At 66.3% G+C, this 18,773-nt stretch carries 18 protein-coding genes; 16 read left to right on the top strand and 2 right to left on the bottom strand.

What is annotated here, in order from left to right:
* The 4 genes from C265_RS11315 to C265_RS11300 form a co-directional block, all read left to right on the top strand.
* Nucleotides 1–681, top strand: a 681-nt coding sequence (locus C265_RS11315) for a protein-L-isoaspartate(D-aspartate) O-methyltransferase (protein WP_010809415.1), incomplete at its 5' end; no start/stop codon positions are given.
* Between the two features lie 8 nt (nucleotides 682–689).
* Nucleotides 690–1,550 carry a peptidoglycan DD-metalloendopeptidase family protein gene (locus C265_RS11310; RefSeq protein WP_010809416.1) on the top strand — a complete coding sequence of 287 codons (861 nt, stop codon included), beginning with the start codon at nucleotides 690–692 and terminating at the stop codon, nucleotides 1,548–1,550.
* 6 nt (nucleotides 1,551–1,556) lie between these two features.
* Nucleotides 1,557–2,735, top strand: coding sequence for an RNA polymerase sigma factor RpoS (gene rpoS / locus C265_RS11305; RefSeq protein ID WP_011615628.1), 1,179 nt, complete (start codon nucleotides 1,557–1,559; stop codon nucleotides 2,733–2,735).
* On the top strand, nucleotides 2,732–3,568 hold the full coding sequence (locus C265_RS11300; protein ID WP_010809418.1) for a 3'-5' exonuclease: 837 nt from the start codon (nucleotides 2,732–2,734) through the stop codon (nucleotides 3,566–3,568). Before rpoS ends, C265_RS11300 begins: the two co-directional genes overlap by 4 nt.
* Nucleotides 3,569–3,598: 30 nt before the next feature.
* On the opposite strand, the gene C265_RS11295 is transcribed toward C265_RS11300, so the two are convergent.
* Entirely contained in the window at nucleotides 3,599–4,453 is an 855-nt protein-coding gene (locus C265_RS11295) for an endonuclease/exonuclease/phosphatase family protein (protein ID WP_010809419.1), read from the bottom strand.
* A 230-nt stretch (nucleotides 4,454–4,683) separates the two neighbouring features.
* Here C265_RS11295 and rlmD point away from each other — a divergent pair, with 230 nt between their 5' ends.
* Entirely contained in the window at nucleotides 4,684–6,009 is a 1,326-nt protein-coding gene (gene rlmD / locus C265_RS11290; protein WP_010809420.1) for a 23S rRNA (uracil(1939)-C(5))-methyltransferase RlmD, read from the top strand.
* A 69-nt stretch (nucleotides 6,010–6,078) separates the two neighbouring features.
* On the opposite strand, the gene C265_RS11285 is transcribed toward rlmD, so the two are convergent.
* Nucleotides 6,079–6,783, bottom strand: a complete 705-nt coding sequence (locus C265_RS11285; RefSeq protein WP_010809421.1) for a Bax inhibitor-1/YccA family protein — start codon at nucleotides 6,781–6,783, stop codon at nucleotides 6,079–6,081.
* Nucleotides 6,784–7,155: 372 nt separating this feature from the next.
* On the opposite strand from C265_RS11285, the gene ndk reads away from it, so the two are divergent.
* From ndk to hflX, 11 genes are all read left to right on the top strand, one after another.
* Nucleotides 7,156–7,581 (top strand): nucleoside-diphosphate kinase, encoded by a 426-nt coding sequence (gene ndk / locus C265_RS11280; protein ID WP_010809422.1) that lies wholly within the window; start codon nucleotides 7,156–7,158, stop codon nucleotides 7,579–7,581.
* Nucleotides 7,582–7,634: 53 nt separating this feature from the next.
* Nucleotides 7,635–8,789 (top strand): 23S rRNA (adenine(2503)-C(2))-methyltransferase RlmN, encoded by a 1,155-nt coding sequence (gene rlmN / locus C265_RS11275; RefSeq protein ID WP_010809423.1) that lies wholly within the window; start codon nucleotides 7,635–7,637, stop codon nucleotides 8,787–8,789.
* Entirely contained in the window at nucleotides 8,786–9,565 is a 780-nt protein-coding gene (gene pilW / locus C265_RS11270) for a type IV pilus biogenesis/stability protein PilW (protein ID WP_010809424.1), read from the top strand. The genes rlmN and pilW overlap by 4 nt, the downstream gene beginning before the upstream one ends.
* Nucleotides 9,558–10,523: a RodZ domain-containing protein gene (locus C265_RS11265; protein ID WP_010809425.1), complete on the top strand. Its 966-nt coding sequence runs from the start codon at nucleotides 9,558–9,560 to the stop codon at nucleotides 10,521–10,523. Before pilW ends, C265_RS11265 begins: the two co-directional genes overlap by 8 nt.
* Before the next feature lie 38 nt (nucleotides 10,524–10,561).
* On the top strand, nucleotides 10,562–11,854 hold the full coding sequence (ispG, locus tag C265_RS11260; protein WP_010809426.1) for a flavodoxin-dependent (E)-4-hydroxy-3-methylbut-2-enyl-diphosphate synthase: 1,293 nt from the start codon (nucleotides 10,562–10,564) through the stop codon (nucleotides 11,852–11,854).
* A gap of 39 nt (nucleotides 11,855–11,893) precedes the next feature.
* Nucleotides 11,894–13,264 (top strand): histidine--tRNA ligase, encoded by a 1,371-nt coding sequence (gene hisS, locus C265_RS11255; RefSeq protein WP_010809427.1) that lies wholly within the window; start codon nucleotides 11,894–11,896, stop codon nucleotides 13,262–13,264.
* 68 nt (nucleotides 13,265–13,332) lie between these two features.
* Nucleotides 13,333–13,965, top strand: coding sequence for a tetratricopeptide repeat protein (locus C265_RS11250; RefSeq protein WP_010809428.1), 633 nt, complete (start codon nucleotides 13,333–13,335; stop codon nucleotides 13,963–13,965).
* 68 nt (nucleotides 13,966–14,033) lie between these two features.
* Nucleotides 14,034–15,209, top strand: a complete 1,176-nt coding sequence (gene bamB, locus C265_RS11245) for an outer membrane protein assembly factor BamB (protein ID WP_011615625.1) — start codon at nucleotides 14,034–14,036, stop codon at nucleotides 15,207–15,209.
* 220 nt (nucleotides 15,210–15,429) lie between these two features.
* Nucleotides 15,430–16,773: a ribosome biogenesis GTPase Der gene (gene der / locus C265_RS11240; protein WP_010809430.1), complete on the top strand. Its 1,344-nt coding sequence runs from the start codon at nucleotides 15,430–15,432 to the stop codon at nucleotides 16,771–16,773.
* A gap of 211 nt (nucleotides 16,774–16,984) precedes the next feature.
* Nucleotides 16,985–17,224 carry an RNA chaperone Hfq gene (hfq, locus tag C265_RS11235; protein WP_010809431.1) on the top strand — a complete coding sequence of 80 codons (240 nt, stop codon included), beginning with the start codon at nucleotides 16,985–16,987 and terminating at the stop codon, nucleotides 17,222–17,224.
* A gap of 225 nt (nucleotides 17,225–17,449) precedes the next feature.
* Nucleotides 17,450–18,712 (top strand): GTPase HflX, encoded by a 1,263-nt coding sequence (hflX, locus tag C265_RS11230; protein ID WP_010809432.1) that lies wholly within the window; start codon nucleotides 17,450–17,452, stop codon nucleotides 18,710–18,712.
* Nucleotides 18,713–18,773 lie beyond the last annotated feature (61 nt).

Genomic DNA, 18,773 nt, shown 5'->3' with positions numbered 1-18,773 from the left:
GGCGGCATGGCCTCGGCGCGCGCGCGCGCGGCGCTGGCGGCGCGGCTGCGTGCCGCGGGCATCCGCGACGAGCGCGTGCTGTCGGCCATTGCCACCGTGCCGCGCCACCTGTTCGTCGAGCCGGGACTGGCATCGCAGGCGTATGAGGACGCCGCGCTGCCGATCGGCCACCAGCAGACCATTTCCAAGCCGTCGGTGGTGGCGCGCATGATCGAGCTGCTGCGCGAGGGCCTGGCCGCCGACGCGCCGCTGGAGCGCGTGCTCGAGATCGGCACCGGCTGCGGCTACCAGGCCGCGGTGCTGAGCCAGGTCGCGCGCGAGGTCTTCTCGATCGAGCGCATCCGCCCGCTGCACGAGCAGGCCAAGGCCAACCTGCGGCCGCTGCGCGTGCCCAACCTGCGCCTGCACTACGGCGACGGCATGCTGGGGCTGCCCCAGGCGGCGCCGTTTTCGGCCATCATCCTGGCCGCGGCCGGCATGGAGGTGCCCGAGGCGCTGCTGGAGCAGCTGGCCATCGGTGGGCGCCTGATCGCCCCGGTGGCGGTGATGCCGCCGGCGGGCGTGCCAGGCCAGACCGTCACGCAGCAGCTGTTGCTGATCGAGCGGCGCAACCGCCATCGATTTCACAGAACCGCGCTTGAAGCCGTTTTCTTTGTGCCCTTAAAATCGGGCACCATCTGAGTCGAACTATGCACAACATCGTGAAATCGCAATATTTCGCACGCGCCGGACAACTTTTTGCGGCCTCGGCGCTGACGGCCCTGCTGGCCGCCTGCGCCAATTCGCCGATGCCGGCACCTGTGGTTGACCGTACCTCCACTTCCGGTACCACGGCCGCGACGCTGGAACCGGCACCCCCCGGATACTATCGGGTCAAGCGAGGCGATACCCTTTACCGAATCGCGCTGGAGAACGGCCAGTCGTATCGCGATGTGGCAACGTGGAACAACCTGACCAATGTGAACCAGATCGAGGTCGGCCAGCTGCTGCGCATCGTGCCGCCGGGTGCCGACGTCAACACTGCGCCCGGCGTGGCCACCATGCCGGTGGCGCCGGGCACGGTGCAGGCGCAGCCGATCGACCAGGCCCGCCCGGCCGCCACGCCGGTGCCGCCGGCTGCGGCCGCTTCGGCGCCTGCGGCAACGCCCGCCGCGCCCGCCGCGGCCGCGGCGCCGGTCGCCGATGGCTCGATGAAGCTGGCCTGGCCGGCAACCGGCCAGACGGTCGGGAAATTCGACGACAAGGGCAATAAAGGCATCGATATTGCGGGCAAGAAGGGCGATGCGGTGCTGGCCGCGGACGATGGTCGGGTGATTCACGTTGGCCCCTTGCGCGGCTACGGGAATCTTGTCATCATCAAACACAACGAGACATTTCTTACTGCTTACGGGCACAACGACAAGGTGCTCGTGGCTGAGCAATCCGCGGTCCGAAAAGGCCAGAAGATTGCGGAGATGGGCAACAGCGATACCGACCGGGTAAAGCTTCACTTCGAAGTCCGCAAGAACGGAAAACCGGTTGATCCGATGCGGTACCTGCCGCCACAGTGAGGGTTCATGCCACGCCAGAAAACTGTCTCCTCCGGAACCGTAAGCAGGGCTCGCCGTCCCAAGCAGCCGGAAGTGAAGGCTGGTGTGGCACATCCCGACGCGCGCGCCGATGCTGAAGGCTTCGAGCCTGATCTCGCCGCCGAACTGATTCCCGTGACCGACGAGCCCATCGCCACGTCCACTTCGGTGGGCCTGCGCGAGGCCGACCTGCTTGCCGACGACAGTGAGCGCATCGTGCGCGACGACGACGAGGACGAGTCGGAAGACGAGGAAGAAGAGAGCGCGGAAAATGGCACCGACAGTGCCGCCCCCGAGCATGATGATTTCCGCACCGTGCTGCATACCGAGCTGGCTGCGGACACCGTCCAGCACTACCTGAACCGCATCAGCATCAAGCCGCTGCTGTCGGCCCCGGAAGAGCTGCATTTCTCCACGCTGGCCAAGGACGGCGACTTTGCCGCGCGCCAGGTCATGATCGAGCGCAACCTGCGGCTGGTGGTCAGTATCGCCAAGGGCTACCTCAATCGCGGCGTGCCGCTGCTCGACCTGATCGAGGAAGGCAATCTCGGCCTGATGCACGCGATCGAGAAATTCGATCCGTCGCGCGGTTTCCGCTTCTCGACGTACGCGACCTGGTGGATCCGCCAGAGCATCGAGCGCGCCATCATGAACCAGGCGCGCACGGTCCGCCTGCCGGTCCACGTGATCCGAGAACTCAACCAGGTGCTGCGCGCCAAGCGCCATCTGGAGAAGGGCGGCACCGACGGGCGCGACGCCAGCCTTGAAGACATCGCCCACCTGCTGGGCAAGACGCCGGACGAAGTGCAGGACGTCCTGGCACTCAACGAACATACCACCTCGCTCGATACGCCGTTCGATCTCGATCCCGGCTCGAGCCTCCTGGATTTCCTCTCCGACGAGCACAACGCCGCCCCCGACCAGGAGGTGGCGCACCGCGAGCTGGAAGGGCTGATGAAGCTCTGGCTGGCGCGCCTGTCGGAAAAGCATCGCTATGTGGTGGAGCGCCGCTTCGGCCTCAACCATATCGAGCCCGCCACGCTGGAAGAGCTGGCCGAGGAAATGGGCCTCACGCGCGAGCGCGTGCGCCAGATCCAGCAGGAGGCGCTGGTCAAGCTCAAGCGGCATTTCGCTTCGCAAGGTGTCAGGAAGGACGCTGTTCTATGACCCCTGTGCTGGTATTCGACATCGAGACCATTCCCGATGTTGCCGGCCTGCGCCGTTTGCATGACCATCCCGATGCGATGAGCGACGCCGAAGTCGCCGAGCATGCGTTTGCCGCCCGCCGCGAAAAGACCGGCAGCGATTTTCTCCCGCACTACCTGCAGCGCATCGCGGCGATTTCCTGCGTGCTGCGCCGCACGCACCGCGACGGCTCGGCGGTGTTCCACGTCGGCTCGCTCGGCACGCCGGAAGACGGCGAGGCCACGCTGATCCAGAAGTTCTATGAACTGATCGCGCGCTACAGCCCGCAACTGGTTTCATGGAACGGCGGCGGCTTCGACCTGCCGGTGCTGCATTATCGCGGCCTGGTCAACGGCGTCACCGCGCCGCGCTACTGGGAGATGGGCGAGGGCCGCGACGACGACAGCCGCGACTTCAAGTGGAACAACTACATCAGCCGCTACCACATGCGGCACTTGGACCTGATGGACCTGCTGGCGATGTACCAGCCCCGCGCCAGCGCGCCGCTGGATGACCTGGCCAAGCTGTGCGGCTTCCCGGGCAAGCTGGGGATGGACGGCAGCAAGGTCTGGCAGGCGTTCCAGGCCGGCCAGCTCGATGAGATCCGCGCCTATTGCGAGACCGACGTCGTCAACACCTACCTGATGTACTGCCGCTTCCAGCTGATGCGCGGCGGCATGTCGCCGCGCGAGTTCGACATCGAGATGGAGTTCGTCCAGGAGTCATTGGCCGAACTGCCCGGCGAGCAGTGGATGGAATACCTGCAGGCATTCCGGCTGCAGCGTCTCACGCCCGATGCCGAAGACCTCGACTGAGCACGGCGGCGACGCGCCGCCGACACGAATTCACAAATCCAGCGACAGCAGGATCGGCTGGTGGTCCGAGCTGGCCGTATCGGCATCGACCTCGCAGCGCCGGATCCGCCCGGCGAGATTCTCGGTCACGAACATGAAATCGCAGGCGAACGGCGGCTCCGGCCATTGCTCCTTGTCGTACAGGGCGCAGGTCGGCGCATGCGGCTGGCCTGGGTGTGTGTGCAGCCAGGCATCGCGCCAGGGCGGCGTGGCATCGTCAAAGGGCTCGAGCACACGGCGGTAGGCGATATCGTCAGGCTTGCTATTGAAGTCGCCGCACAGGACGGCCTCGGCCGGGCGCGGCTCCGGCGTGAACGGGCCCGGCCATTTCTCGCTGCGGCCGGGGCGGCGCGCATGGTCGCAGGCTTCGGCGTGCCAGGTGCGCAAGGCTTCGGCCTGGGCGGCGCGCTGGTGTGATGAGTAATACTCCAGGTGCGTGCAGATCACGCGCAGCCGCCGGGTGCTGACTTCGACCGAGGCTTCCAGCGCCACGCGCGGCATCGAGGCCACCTGCGGGTCCGCCGGCCAGGGCAGGGCGTGGCGGAAGACTTCGCGCACCGGCAGGCGCGTGGCGATGAGGTTGCCGAACTGCTTGCGTCCTCCGGTGGCGGTGCGCCGGTCGACACCAGGCGCGTAGAGCAGGTGGTAGCCGGGCAGCAGGGCAGTCAGCTCCGTCACCTGGTCTTCCCCCGGGCTGCCACGCAGTTCACCGAAGCCGCGCGTGACCTCCTGCAGGCAGATGACGTCGGCATCGGCAATGCCGCGCAAGGTGTCGACCTGCCGGCCCAGGTCGACATGCCCGTCGGCGCCGCGACCCCATTGGATATTCCAGGAAATCAGTTCCATTTGCCGTCTCCGTCACGTCGCCGGGAAGCAGCCGCCGATGCCGGCCTGGTCTGGCATACAATCCCGCTTTCACAAAACAATACGTCAGGTTTCGTCTGGTGTCCCAAGCCGTGTCCTCCCCACAAGAAACGCCGGCAGCCCCGGCCGCTGTTGCCGATCAAGGTGCTGCTCCCGTCGCAAAAGAGTCCCGTGTCCGCGCCGACGCTGGCGCCCCCGCGGCCGATCCCGCGGTGTCGATCGACAGCCTCGACATGGAGGCCCGCGGCGTTGGCCGCCTGCTGAATGAGGACGGCACGCCCGGCAAGGTGATCTTCGTCGAAGGCGCGCTGCCCGGCGAGACCGTCAGCTACCGCAGCTTTCGCCGCAAGCCCAGCTACGAGCAGGCCCACCTGGTCGAGGTCCGGCAGGAATCGGTGATGCGCGTGAAGCCCGGCTGCCAGCATTTCGGGGTCTGCGGCGGGTGCTCGATGCAGCATCTCGATTCGCGTGCCCAGCTGGCGATCAAGCAGCGCGTGCTGGAAGACAACCTGTGGCACCTGTCCAAGGTGAAGCCCGACGTGGTGTTCCGTCCCATCGCCGGGCCGGACTGGGGCTATCGCTACCGCGCGCGGCTGACTGTGCGCCATGTGGCCAAGAAGGGTGGGGTGCTGGTCGGCTTCCATGAGCGCAAGAGCAGCTATGTGGCCGACATGACCCGTTGCGAGATCCTGCCGCCGCACGTGTCGGCCATGCTGGTGCCGCTGCGCGAGCTGGTCGGCGGCCTGTCGATCCGCGACCGCATGCCGCAGATCGAGCTGGCCGTGGGGCAGGAAGTCACCGCGCTGGTGCTGCGCATCCTGGAGCCGCTGACCGATGCCGACAAGGACCTGCTGCGCGCCTTCGCCGACCAGCACAAGGTGCAGTTCTGGCTGCAGCCCAAGGGTCCGGATACGGTCTACCCGTTCTACCCGGCCGATGCCGAGCTGGCCTATACGCTGCCGGAATTCGGCATCCGCATGCCGTTCAAGCCGACCGATTTCACCCAGGTGAATCACCAGATCAACCGTGTGCTGATCGGCCGCGCGCTGCGCTTGCTGGACGCGCAGCCGCAGGACCGCCTGCTCGACCTGTTCTGCGGCATCGGCAACTTCACGCTGCCGCTGGCCACGCAGGGCAAGTCGGTGATGGGCATCGAAGGCAGCGAGGCGCTGACCACGCGTGCGCTGGCCAACGCCGAATACAACGGGCTGGCGGCCAGGACCGAGTTTGCATGCCGCAACCTGTTCGAGGTCACGGCCGAGGACATTGCCGCGCTGGGCCGCTTTGACCGCTGGCTGGTCGATCCGCCGCGCGAAGGCGCGCTGGCCGTGTGCAAGGCGCTGGGCGAACTGGCGCAGCAGGGCAGCAACGTGCTGCCGCAGCGCATCGTCTACGTCTCGTGCAGCCCAGCCACGCTGGCGCGCGACGCCGGCCTGCTGGTGCACGGGGCGGGCTACCGGCTCGCCGGCGCGGGCGTGGTCAACATGTTCCCGCACACCTCGCACGTGGAGTCGATCGCGGTGTTCGAGCGCGGCTGATCGCGCAAGTCGCACCAAAGAAAAACCGGCCATCAGGCCGGTTTTTTCATGCTGCAGGGGAGGTTGCCGTCACTCGCGGCTGCCGCCGAAGATGCCCAGCAGCGCCAGCAGGTTGACGAAGACATTGTACACGTCCAGGTAGATTGCCAGCGTGGCGGTGATGTAGTTGGTCTCGCCGCCGTTTACCACGCGCTGCACATCGAACAGGATGTACGCCGAGAAGATACCGATGGCGATCACCGACACCGTGATCATCAGCGAGGGCAGCTGCAGCCAGATATTGGCGACGCTGGCCAGGATCAGCAGGATCACGCCGACGAACAGGAACTTGCCCAGGCCGGAGAAATCACGCTTGCTGACCGTGGCGATGGTCGCCATTGCGCCGAATACCGCCGCCGTGCCGCCAAAGGCATACATGATCAGCGCCGGCCCGTTGGAGAACTGCAGCGTCACGCCGATCAGCCGCGACAGCATTAGCCCCATGAAGAACGTGAAGGCCAGCAGCAGGACCACGCCCATGCTGCTGTTCTTGGTCTTCTCGATACCGTAGAAGAACCCGAACGCAATGCCCAGGAACAGGATCAGCGACAGGAACGGGTTGCCCGCCATGAAGCTGAAGCCGGTGGCCACGCCGATCCACGCGCCGAGCACGGTGGGGATCATCGAGAGGGCCAGCAGCCAGTAAGTGTTGCGCAAGACCCGGTTGCGAACGACGACGTCAGTGACGGTCGACGCACTGTTGCCGAAACCGTAGGTGTTCAGCTTGTTATCCATGGTGACTCCTGTCTCAAAACGGTGAGGCGCCGGGCTGCGAGGCTTCGGATGCGAAGATTCGTATGGAACCCGGACGGAACCATCGTCAATGTGGCACCTGGGAGGCTAAATTGCAAGGGCGAGGTAACCCATGAGTCACCTATTGCATGCTTTGCGCCGTTCGGTGCCGCTCACATTGGATGTTAGCCGGGGCGGCGTGTTCCTGGCATGACAAGCTTGTAATGCGCTCATTGGCGCACTTTGCGCCCGGTTGTGCGGCAAGGGCGGCCCGACACACGCCAGAGCAGGGAAGACCCTCGAAAGGGTCATAGTCTTCGTGCTAGAATCGCACGTTTAATCCATTTGTAACCCCTTCATTTTTCGGAGTTTTTCATGGCGATCGAACGCACCCTGTCGATTATCAAGCCGGATGCCGTGGCCAAGAATGTCATTGGCCAGATCTACGCCCGTTTCGAGGCCGCCGGCCTGAAGATCGTTGCTGCCAAGATGGTGCACCTGTCGCGCGGCGAAGCCGAGCAGTTCTACGCTGTCCACAAGGAGCGTCCGTTCTTCAAGGACCTGGTGGATTTCATGGTTTCCGGCCCGGTCATGATCCAGGCCCTGGAAGGCGAGAACGCCATCGCCAAGAACCGTGACCTGATGGGCGCCACCGACCCGAAGAAGGCCGAGAAGGGCACCATCCGCGCCGATTTCGCCGACAGCATCGACGCCAACGCCGTGCACGGCTCGGACGCCGCTGAAACGGCTGCCGTGGAAGTGTCGTTCTTCTTCCCGGGCATGAACGTCTACAGCCGCTGATTGTCCGGCGCTGCTGCCAGGACTAGACTGACACCGAAGCTGAGTTTGCCGTCATGAACGCTCTCGTCAACCTGCTCGACCTCGACGCGGACGCGCTCACCGCTTATTGCGGCGAGCTCGGCGAGAAGCCGTTCCGTGCGCGGCAACTGCAACGCTGGATCCACCACTACGGTGCCAGCCGCTTCGACGCCATGTCGGATCTCGCCAAGTCGCTGCGCGAAAAGCTCGCGACGCGGGCCGAGATCCGCGCGCCTGCCGCCATTACCGACCACCTGTCGGCCGACGGCACGCGCAAGTGGCTGCTCGACGTGGGCCAGGGCAACGCGGTGGAAACGGTCTACATCCCCGAGGAAACGCGCGGCACGCTGTGCGTTTCCTCGCAGGCAGGGTGCGCCGTCAACTGCCGCTTCTGTTCCACCGGCAAGCAAGGCTTCTCGCGCAACCTCAGCACCGGTGAAATCATCGGCCAGCTGTGGATGGCGGAGTTCGCCATGCGCGAACAACTGGGCCGCGGCCCCAAGGACGACCGCGTCATCTCCAACGTGGTGATGATGGGCATGGGCGAGCCGCTGCTGAACTACGATGCTGTCGTGCCGGCCATGCGCCTGATGCTCGACGACAACGCCTACGGCCTGTCGCGCCGCCGCGTGACGCTGTCCACCTCCGGCGTGGTGCCGATGATGGACCGGCTGTCCAAGGATCTCCCGGTGGCTCTCGCCGTGTCGCTGCACGCGTCCAATGACGCCTTGCGCGACGTGCTGGTGCCGCTGAACAAGAAGTACCCGCTGGCCGAGCTGATGGCGGCATGCCGCCGCTACCTGGAATTCGCGCCGCGCGATTTCATTACTTTCGAATACTGCATGCTGGACGGCGTCAACGACGGCGTCGAGCATGCGCGGGAACTGCTGAAGCTTGTGGCCGACGTGCCGTGCAAGTTCAACCTGATCCCGTTCAATCCCTTCCCCGAATCGGGCCTGAAACGCTCCAACAACGATCAGATCCGGCGCTTTGCGCAGGTGCTGATGGACGCAGGGATCGTGACCACCATCCGCAAGACCCGCGGCGACGATATCGACGCCGCCTGCGGCCAGCTTGCCGGTGAGGTGAAGGACCGCACGCGCCTGGCCGAGCGCGGCAAGTTCGGCAAGATCACGCCACTGGTGCCGGTCGCTGCTTCCGGCCAGCCTCGGGAGGTTCGCCCTGCATGATCCGTCTGATCGCTGCGGCCCTGCTGGGGCTGCTGATGTTGTCCGGCTGCCAGCTGCCGCATGCGCCGGCGCAGGATCCCCAGACCGCTTCCGACCAGACCGATGCAAGGCGCCGTGCCGGCATCCGGCTGCAGCTCGCCACCAACTATCTGGAGGCCGGCCAGAACGCGGTCGCCCTTGACGAGATCAAGCAGGCCATTGCCATCGATCCGGCGCTTGCCGATGCCTACCATGTGCGCGCGCTGATCTACATGAACATGAATGAGCGCACGCTGGCCGACGACAGCTTCCGCACGGCGGTGTCGATGCGTGCCAACGACGGCGACCTGCTCAACAACTACGGCTGGTTCCTGTGCCAGGAAGGGCGCTACGGCGAGGCCGTGCCGATGCTGCAGCGCGCGATGGCGGCGCCGTCAGCAGGCGGCCCCGCCAAGCCGCTGATCAGCCTGGGCGCGTGCGAACTGCGCCAGGGCCACAGCGCCGAAGCGGAAAAGAACCTGAAGGCCGCGCTCGGCTACGACCGCAACAACCCGGTGGCCAACACCAACCTCGCGCTGGTCTTCTACCGGCGCGGCGACTTCGCGCAGGCCCGGCAATATATCCAGCGCGTCAACAACAGCCAATATGTCAATGCGCAATCCCTCTGGCTGGGAGCGCGCATTGCCCACCGTCAGGGCGACAGCCGCACGCAGGATGCGCTTGGGGCGCAACTGCGCAGCCGCTTCCCCGACTCGCGTGAGTTGACCGCCTACGAACAAGGAGCATGGGATGAGTGAGCACGACCGCGCCGCAGGCCAGGCCGTACCGACGCAACAAGTCGGCGGGGGCGCGCACGAAGGAGAACGCGAAGCTGCCGCACGCGAGATCGGCGCAGCGCTGGCGCGCGAGCGCGAGGCGCAGCGCATGTCGGTGGAAGACGTCAGCGCGCGCCTGAAGGTGGCTGCAGGCAAGCTGCGCGCGATCGAGGCCGGCAACCTGCAGGCACTGCCCGACGTGACCTTCGCCAAGGGCGTGATGCGTGCCTATGCGCGCATGCTGCACGTCGACATCGACCCGCTGCTGGCACGCTTCCAGCCGCGCCCGGTGGCGCAGGTGGCGGAAATTGCCCGGCAGCGCGAAGGTGGCATCAATGCGGCCTTCGACGACCGCAACCGCTTCCGCTCGGGCGGCAACGGCGGCCGCTGGGTCTGGCTGGCGCTGGTGGCCGTGCTGGTGGCCGCGGGCGGCTGGTTCGGGCTTGACCATATCCGCGCATGGATCGATGCGCGCAGCAGCGCTGCCGAGACCGTAACGGCTGAAGCGCCTGCCGTGATCCAGAGCACGGAAGCCGGCACCGTGACGGCGGTGCTGCCGCCGGTCATGGCCGCCAGCGATTCGCCGGCGCCGTCTGCCGAAACCGCTCCGGCCAGTGCCGCCGCGGCCCCCGTGGCCGCGCTGGCGCCCGCAGCCGCTTCCGCGCCTGCAGCTGCCGCGGCACCGGCTGCGCCAGCAGGAGAGGGCGAACTGCAGATCCGCTTTGCCGCCGATACCTGGTATGAGATCCGGGACAATAGCGGCAAGATCGTCATGGGCGGTACCGCCAAGGCTGGCCAGACCGTGGCCGGTGGCGGCACGGCCCCGTACAAGGTGGTGATCGGCAACGTCAAGGGCGTCGAGTCGCTGACGCGCAATGGCACGCCGGTCGACCTGAAGGCAGCCAACCGCAACAACGTGGCGCGCCTGACGCTGCCCTGACGCGGGCGCGAGGTGCGTCTTTGCAAGGTGGTAACGCTATGAACCAACAGCTCTGTCTCCCGGTCCTGCCCGGTCCGCTGCCGCGCCGCCAGACGCGCCAGGCGCGCGTTGCGTGGGGCGACAATGTGGTGACCATTGGCGGCGGTGCGCCGGTGCGCGTGCAGTCGATGACCAACACGGATACGGTCGACGCCATCGGCACGGCCATCCAGGTCAAGGAACTGGCGCGTGCGGGCTCGGAGATCGTGCGCATCACGGTGAACACGCCCGAGGCCGCCGCCGCGGTGCCGTCGATCCGCGAGCAGCTCGACCGCATGGGCGTGGACGTGCCGCTGGTGGGCGACTTCCACTACAACGGCCACAAGCTGCTGCAGGACTATCCGGCCTGTGCCGAGGCGCTGTCCAAGTACCGGATCAACCCCGGCAATGTCGGCCAGGGCGCCAAGCGCGACACGCAGTTCGCGCAGATGATCGAGATGGCGTGCCGCTACCACAAGCCGGTGCGCATCGGCGTGAACTGGGGCAGCCTGGACCAGGACCTGCTGGCACGGATCATGGACGAGAACGCCGGGCGCGCCGAGCCGTGGCCGGCGCAGAGCGTGATGATCGAGGCGCTGATCACCTCGGCCATCGACTCGGCCAAGAAGGCCGAGGAAATCGGCCTGCCGGGCGACCAGATCATCCTGTCGTGCAAGGTGTCGCAGGTGCAGGAACTGGTCGCGGTGTACCGCGAGCTGGCACGCCGCTGCGACTACGCGCTGCACCTCGGGCTGACCGAGGCCGGGATGGGCAGCAAGGGCATCGTGGCGTCGACCGCGGCGCTGTCGGTGCTGCTGCAGGAAGGCATCGGCGACACCATCCGCATCTCGCTGACGCCTGAACCCGGCGCGCCGCGCGAGAAAGAGGTGTACGTGGGGCAGGAGATCCTGCAGACCATGGGCATGCGCAACTTCACCCCGATGGTGATTGCGTGCCCGGGCTGTGGCCGCACCACCAGCACCGTTTTCCAGGAGCTGGCGGCAAGCATCCAGGCCTATCTGCGCGAGCAGATGCCGCAATGGAAGACCGCCTACCCGGGCGTCGAGGAAATGGATGTGGCCGTGATGGGCTGCATCGTCAATGGCCCGGGCGAGAGCAAGCACGCCAACATCGGCATCTCGCTGCCGGGCTCGGGTGAATCGCCGGCGGCGCCGGTGTTCGTCGACGGCGTCAAGGTGAAGACGCTGCGCGGCGAGCGCATTGCAGAAGAATTCCAGGCGATCGTAGATGAATACGTTCGCACACATTACGGCCCGGGCGCTGCGCGGGCCGACAAAGAAGTGGCAGCCTGAGCCGGACCGGCCGGGTGCCAGCAGCCTGACAAGAACAGAATGACGCAATCCGAGAACGTTGCCGCCGCAGGCGGTGCCAAGACCGAACCGAAGGTGCGCCCCGCCAAGGCCCTGCAGGGCGTGAAGGGCATGAACGACATGCTGCCGGCGGACGCGCCGCTGTGGGAGCATTTCGAGAATGCCGCACGCGCCATGCTGCGTGCCTACGGCTACCAGCAGATCCGCACGCCGATCGTCGAGCATACGCAGCTGTTCGTGCGCGGCATCGGCGAGGTCACTGACATCGTCGAGAAGGAGATGTACTCCTTCACCGATTCGCTCAACGGCGAGCAGCTGACGCTGCGCCCCGAAGGCACCGCCGCGGCCGTGCGCGCCACCATCGAGCACAATCTGCTGTACGACGGCCCCAAGCGCCTGTGGTACACCGGCCCGATGTTCCGCCACGAGCGTCCGCAGCGCGGCCGCTACCGCCAGTTCCACCAGCTCGGCGCCGAGGCGCTGGGCTTTGCCGGCCCGGACGTGGATGCCGAAATCATCCTGATGTGCCAGCGCCTGTGGGACGACCTGGGCCTGGTTGGCGTGCGCCTGGAGCTCAATTCGCTGGGGCAGGCCCATGAACGCGCCGCGCACCGCGAACAGCTGATCAAGTACCTGGAAGGCTTCCAGGACATCCTGGACGACGACAGCAAGCGCCGCCTGTACACCAATCCGCTGCGCGTGCTGGACACCAAGAACCCGGCGCTGCAGGAGATGGCGGCGAACGCGCCCAAGCTGATCGATTTCCTGGGCGAGGAGTCGCTGGCGCACTTCGAGGGCGTGCAGCGCCTGCTCAAGGCCAACAACATCCCGTTCAAGATCAATCCGCGCCTGGTGCGTGGCCTGGACTACTACAACCTGACGGTGTTCGAGTGGATCACCGACAAGCTGGGTGCGCAGGGCACCATCGCCGGCGGCGGGCGCTATGACCCGCTGATCGCGCAGATGGGCGGCAAGCCGGCGCCGGCCTGCGGCTGGGCCATGGGCATCGAGCGCATCATCGAGCTGATCCGCGAAGAGGGCGTGGTGCCCGACGCGGCGGGCTGCGACGTCTACCTGGTGCACCAGGGCGAAGCCGCCGCGCAGCAGGCGATGATCGCCGCGGAACGGCTGCGCGACGCAGGCCTGGACGTGGTGCTGCACGCCAGCCCCGACGGCAAGGGCGGCAGCTTCAAGTCGCAGATGAAGCGCGCCGACACAAGCGGCGCGGCCTATGCCGTTATCATTGGCGACGACGAAGTGGCTGCCGGCGTGGTCCAGGTCAAGGAACTTCGCCAGCGCGAGCAGGCCGAAGGCGGTGGACAACAGGCCACCGTGCCGGCCGAGGGACTGGTCGATTACCTGATCGACGCCATGGTCGGCGCCAGCGAATAAATCGCGCACCGGCCACCCGGAAAACCCAGTACACGAGTACCTAACTCAACGCAGGTGATTGCCTCGACATGGCTTACGATCTAGAAGAACAGGAACAGCTTGAGAATCTGAAGGCCTGGTGGCGCCAGTACGGCAATGCGCTGACCTGGGTGCTGATCGTCGCGCTGCTGGCGTTCGCCGGCTGGAACGGCTGGAAGTACTGGGAACGCAAGCAGGCCGGCGAGGCCGCGGTGCTGTACGAGCAGGTGCTCAAGGCCGCCGAGGCGCGCGACATCGAGCGCATCAAGCGCGCCGCGACCGACCTGGAAGACAAGTACGGCCGCACCGCCTATGGCCAGATGAGCGCGCTGGTCGCGGGCCGCGTGCTGTACGATGCGGGCGACCTCGCCGCGGCCAAGAGCCAGCTGCAATGGGCCATCGACCATGGCGACCAGGAGTATTCGCACCTGGCGCGCGTGCGCCTGGCCGGCGTGCTGCTCGACGAGAAGGCCTACGACAAGGGCCTGGCGCTGCTCAAGGATGAACCGCCGGCAGCGTTCGTGGCGCTGTATGCCGACCGCCGCGGCGACCTGCTCGCCGCGCAGGACAAGCGCGACGATGCGCGCACGGCCTATCGCAAGGCGCTGGACAAGCTGGGCCAGGAAGAGCCGGCGATGCGCCAGATCATCCAGTTCAAGCTTGATGCGCTGGGCACGGCCTGATCCGGCCGCTCCCGAACGCATGCAAACACCGCATATCCAGCGGATCGTATAAACAGGACCGTAACCCTATGACGTCAGTGCTTTCCCGTGCCGTACATCGCCAGCCTGCCCGCGCCATGACCCGTGCGCTGGTGGCGGTTGCCTGCCTGGCCACACTGGGCGGCTGCTCGCTGTTCAGCAAGGAAAACAAGCACCCGCCCGCCGAGCTCAAGCCGGTCTCGGGCACGCTGTCGGTGCGCCAGGCCTGGAAGGCCGACGTGGGCAAGAGCGGCCCCTATTCGATGCAGCCGGCCGCGGCGGGCAACAACGTCTACGTGTCGTCCAATAACGGCAACGTGATGGCGCTGGAAGGCGCCAGCGGGCGCGTGCTGTGGAAGTCCAAGGCCGACCTGGACCTGACCTCGGGTCCGGGCAGTGATGGCTCGGTGACGGCGGTCGCCGGCGAGAAGGGCGCCATCTATGCCTTTGACGCCAGCGGCAAGCAGATCTGGAAGAAGCAGGTCAACGGCGAGGTGCTGTCGGCGCCGCTGGTCGGCAATGGCCTGGTGGTGGTGCGCACCACCGACACGCGCGTATTCGGCCTGGACGCCGAGACCGGCGAGCGCCGCTGGATCTACCAGCGTTCGCAGACGCCGCTGAACCTGCGCGCGGCGATGGGGATGGTGTTTGCCGGCGACGGCATCGTGATGGGCTTCCCCGGCGGCAAGCTGGGCGTGCTGACGCCGGGCAACGGCGTGCTGCGCTGGGAGAGTGCGGTCTCGTACCCGAAGGGCGTGTCGGAGATCGAGCGCCTGAACGACGTCACCGGCCTGCCGATGGTGAGCGGGCGCCAGGTCTGCGCCACCACCTTCCAGGGCCGGGTGGCCTGCCTGGAACTGGCCAGCGGGCAGCCGCAGTGGGGCAAGGATTTCTCGTCGCCGAGCGGCCCGGCGCAGGATGACAATGCAATTTACGCCAGCGACGAGCAGTCGGTCGTGCATGCGTTCGACCGCCAGAACGGCAACGAGCGCTGGAAGAACAACGACCTGCGCAATCGCCGCCTGGGCGCGCCGCTGGCCCTGGGCCGCTCGGTGGTAATGGGCGACTTTGAAGGTTATGTACACTTCCTGTCGCGCGAAGACGGCCAGGTCATCGCACGCATGAAGACCGATGGCAGTGCCATCACCGCCGCGCCCGTGGTGGCGGGGCAGACCCTGGTAATCCAGACCCGCGACGGCGACGTCTACGGTTTCCAGCCTGGCTGACAGGAATCCAATGCGCGCTGCCGTACACCTGTCGGTACGGCCAGCGCCGAATCCGGTAGCATGATCCTTAGCGCGGCAATTGCAGCGGGTCCGTTGACCCGGCGCCGCGCCCGACAGGACAAGCGGCAGACCGCGCCCTAGGTGGCGCGGCGTGCCGTCGGATCCATTGACTCCGGAGTTACCGGGGGGCGGCGTGCCGGCCCCCGTTTCCGTTTATTGCATGAAACCAGTTATCGCACTTGTCGGCCGCCCCAATGTGGGCAAGTCGACGCTATTTAACCGCATGACCCGATCGCGCGACGCCCTTGTCGCCGACCTGCCGGGCCTGACGCGCGACCGCCATTACGGGGAAGGGCGCATCGGCGAACGTCCGTTCATCGCCATCGATACCGGCGGCTTCGAGCCGGTGGTCAAGGAAGGCATCGTCGCCGAGATGGCCAAGCAGACCAAGCAGGCCGTGGTCGAGGCTGACGTGGTGATCTTCATCGTCGACGGCCGCCTGGGCCTGGCGCCGCAGGACCGCGCCATCGCCGACTACCTGCGCAAGACCGGACGGCGCATCATGCTGGCGGTCAACAAGGCCGAGGGCATGAAGTACACCTCGGTGGCGGCCGACTTCTATGAGCTGGGCATGGGCGATCCGTACGCGATCTCCGCTGCCCACGGCGACGGCGTGAGCGAACTGGTCGACGAAGCCATCGAACTCGCGGTCCAGGAGCGCCCCGAGCTGGGCGAAGAGATTCCGGACGAAGGCAAGGGCGTCAAGATCGCCATCGTCGGGCGCCCCAATGTGGGGAAATCCACGCTGGTCAACACGCTGATCGGCGAAGAGCGCGTGATCGCGTTCGACATGCCCGGCACCACCCGGGATGCCATCTACGTGGAGTTCGAGCGCGGCGGCAAGCCCTACACGCTGATCGACACGGCAGGCTTGCGCCGGCGCGGCAAGGTGTTCGAGGCGATCGAGAAGTTCTCGGTGGTCAAGACGCTGCAGTCGATCGCCGATGCCAATGTGGTGATCCTGCTGCTCGATGCGCAACAGGATATTTCCGACCAGGACGCGCATATCGCCGGCTTTATCGTGGAATCGGGCCGCGCACTGGTGGTGGGCGTCAATAAATGGGATGGGCTGGACGGCCATACCCGCGACCGCATCAAGCATGACCTGGAACGCAAGCTGCAATTCCTTAGCTTCGCGAATTTCCATTTTGTCTCGGCACGCGAGCGTACCGGCATTGGCGCGCTGATGCGTTCGGTCGATGACGCGTTCGCCGCGGCCATGGTCAAGCTGCCGACGCCGCAGCTCACGCGTGTGCTGCAGGAAGCGGTGGAATTCCAGCAGCCCAAGCGGGTCGGCGCGTCGCGGCCCAAGCTGCGCTACGCGCACCAGGGCGGCTCGAATCCGCCCATTATCGTGATCCACGGCAATGCGCTCTCGGGCGTTGCGGAAACCTACCGGCGCTACCTGGAAAATCGTTTCCGTACGGCATTCAAGCTAAAGGGCACCCCTCTTCGCATCGAATTTCGTACGAACAAAAATCCGTACGCGGACTCGAAGGATTGAGTCCGGAATCGGATTCCTGGCGGGGCAAGTTTTCGTTTGCGTTCGTTTGGAACTGCGGCTAAATTTGCGGTAGCAGGGGGTTCCCTGTGCATTGACGCCGACTTGGTACCGTTTTTGATCTTTTTTCTGGCGCGTTTTTGCGCCGCCTGACTTGAACCGGGGATTTCCATCCCCATCATTCACCACTAAACCTATAAATTTGGAGTGTGCCATGAGCAACAAAGGGCAACTGCTACAAGACCCGTTCCTGAACGCGCTGCGCAAAGAGCACGTGCCGGTTTCCATCTACCTCGTCAATGGCATCAAGCTGCAAGGCAATATCGAATCGTTCGACCAGTATGTCGTCCTGCTGCGCAACACCGTGACGCAGATGGTCTACAAGCATGCGATTTCCACTGTCGTTCCTGCGCGCGCGGTCAATTTCCGCGTGGATGACGCCGCCGAGGCCTGATCTCCTTGCGGGCATCGTGCGGGCGCCCCGCGGCGCCGCACCGATGCCCGGCGCCGGTGCGCCATTGCGCCCGGTGCCGCGCGGCCTGGCGGTTGCCAATGCCGCCACCGCTGCCGCCACGTTCCGCATCATGCGGCGGCCTGTCCCGGCAGGGGCCGGGACAGTGTCCGACATCCGCCCGCCTTCCCCCTGAACCCGTTTTTCCCTGCGCTTTCGCGCCCGCCCTTGGACCCCAGAGCCACTTCAAATACCGCCCCTTCGCGCGCCATTCTGGTCGGCGTCGACTTCGGCAAGCATGATTTCCAGGAAAGCCTCAGCGAACTGGCGCTGCTGACCTCTACCGCTGGCTCTGTGCCGGTGCATACGTTGACGGGCCGCCGCTCGCGGCCGGATCCGGCGCTGTTCATCGGCTCGGGCAAGGCCGAGGAGCTGAAGGAGGCCGCCGACGCGCTGGATGCCGACGTGGTGGTGTTCAACCACGCCCTGAGCCCGGCACAGCAGCGCAACCTGGAGCGCTTCCTGAACCGCCACGTGATCGACCGCACCGGCCTGATCCTGGACATCTTCGGGCAGCGCGCGCAGAGCCACGTGGGCAAGGTGCAGGTGGAGCTGGCGCAGGTCCAGTACCGCGCGTCGCGGCTGGTCCGCGCGTGGAGCCACCTGGAGCGGCAGAAGGGCGGCATCGGCATGCGCGGCGGCCCCGGCGAGCGCCAGCTCGAGCTGGACCGGCGCATGCTGGACGAGCGCGCCAAGCGGCTCAAGTCCGATCTGTCGCGGCTGCAGCGCCAGCACAGCACGCAGCGGCGCGCGCGCGCGCGCAATGACACGCTCAGCATTTCGCTGGTGGGCTATACCAACGCGGGCAAGTCGACGCTGTTCAATGCGCTGACTAAGGCTGGCGCCTATGCGGCCGACCAGCTGTTCGCCACGCTCGACACCACCTCGCGCCGCCTGTTCCTGGACGGGCTGGGCAACGTGGTGCTGTCCGACACGGTCGGCTTTATCCGCGACCTGCCCACGCAACTGGTGGCGGCATTCCGCGCCACGCTGGACGAGACCGTGCATGCCGACCTGCTGCTGCATGTGGTGGATGCATCGAGCCCGGTGCGCCACGAGCAGATCGAGCAGGTCAACCGCGTGCTGGCGGAAATCAACGCGCTGGACATCCCGCAGATCGTGGTGATGAACAAGATCGATGCCGCGCCCGAGCTGCTGGAGCAGGGCCCGCGCCTGGAGCGCGACGAGGACGGCATCCCCACCCGCGTGTTCCTGAGCGCGCGCGAGGGCATGGGCCTGGATGCGCTGCGCGAGGCCGTGGTCGAGGTGGCGCAATGGCTGGCCAGCCGCCCGCCCGAGCCGCAACCCTATGACCCGCGCCTGGCCGACGTGCCCCAGTACGCCGATGCCGGCGATGATGGCAGTGCAGATGAGGGCGGCGTGGCTGACGGCAGCGACGACGCCGATGCGGGGGATTCGGACAGGCTGTAGCCTGTCAAGTTGCCGTCAGTTCGCCGCCAGTGCTCCGGCCGTTCTGCCCAATCCCGGTGCG

The sequence above is a fragment of the Cupriavidus sp. GA3-3 genome (assembly GCF_000389805.1).
Taxonomy (GTDB): domain Bacteria; phylum Pseudomonadota; class Gammaproteobacteria; order Burkholderiales; family Burkholderiaceae; genus Cupriavidus; species Cupriavidus necator_D.
The sequence above is the reverse complement of the archived record's forward strand: the minus strand, read 5'-3'. Positions and strand labels throughout refer to the sequence as shown.

Excerpts from the sequence above, each read along its gene's own strand:
- C265_RS11250 (WP_010809428.1), top strand. The coding sequence starts at position 13,333 with ATGGCTTACGATCTAGAAGAACAGGAACAGCTTGAGAATCTGAAGGCC.
- C265_RS11310 (WP_010809416.1), top strand. The coding sequence starts at position 690 with ATGCACAACATCGTGAAATCGCAATATTTCGCACGCGCCGGACAACTT.
- ndk (WP_010809422.1), top strand. The coding sequence starts at position 7,156 with ATGGCGATCGAACGCACCCTGTCGATTATCAAGCCGGATGCCGTGGCC.
- bamB (WP_011615625.1), top strand. The coding sequence starts at position 14,034 with ATGACGTCAGTGCTTTCCCGTGCCGTACATCGCCAGCCTGCCCGCGCC.
- der (WP_010809430.1), top strand. The coding sequence starts at position 15,430 with ATGAAACCAGTTATCGCACTTGTCGGCCGCCCCAATGTGGGCAAGTCG.
- C265_RS11295 (WP_010809419.1), bottom strand. The coding sequence starts at position 4,453 with ATGGAACTGATTTCCTGGAATATCCAATGGGGTCGCGGCGCCGACGGG.
- C265_RS11265 (WP_010809425.1), top strand. The coding sequence starts at position 9,558 with ATGAGTGAGCACGACCGCGCCGCAGGCCAGGCCGTACCGACGCAACAA.
- C265_RS11285 (WP_010809421.1), bottom strand. The coding sequence starts at position 6,783 with ATGGATAACAAGCTGAACACCTACGGTTTCGGCAACAGTGCGTCGACC.
- rpoS (WP_011615628.1), top strand. The coding sequence starts at position 1,557 with ATGCCACGCCAGAAAACTGTCTCCTCCGGAACCGTAAGCAGGGCTCGC.
- hisS (WP_010809427.1), top strand. The coding sequence starts at position 11,894 with ATGACGCAATCCGAGAACGTTGCCGCCGCAGGCGGTGCCAAGACCGAA.
- ispG (WP_010809426.1), top strand. The coding sequence starts at position 10,562 with ATGAACCAACAGCTCTGTCTCCCGGTCCTGCCCGGTCCGCTGCCGCGC.
- pilW (WP_010809424.1), top strand. The coding sequence starts at position 8,786 with ATGATCCGTCTGATCGCTGCGGCCCTGCTGGGGCTGCTGATGTTGTCC.
- rlmN (WP_010809423.1), top strand. The coding sequence starts at position 7,635 with ATGAACGCTCTCGTCAACCTGCTCGACCTCGACGCGGACGCGCTCACC.
- C265_RS11300 (WP_010809418.1), top strand. The coding sequence starts at position 2,732 with ATGACCCCTGTGCTGGTATTCGACATCGAGACCATTCCCGATGTTGCC.
- hfq (WP_010809431.1), top strand. The coding sequence starts at position 16,985 with ATGAGCAACAAAGGGCAACTGCTACAAGACCCGTTCCTGAACGCGCTG.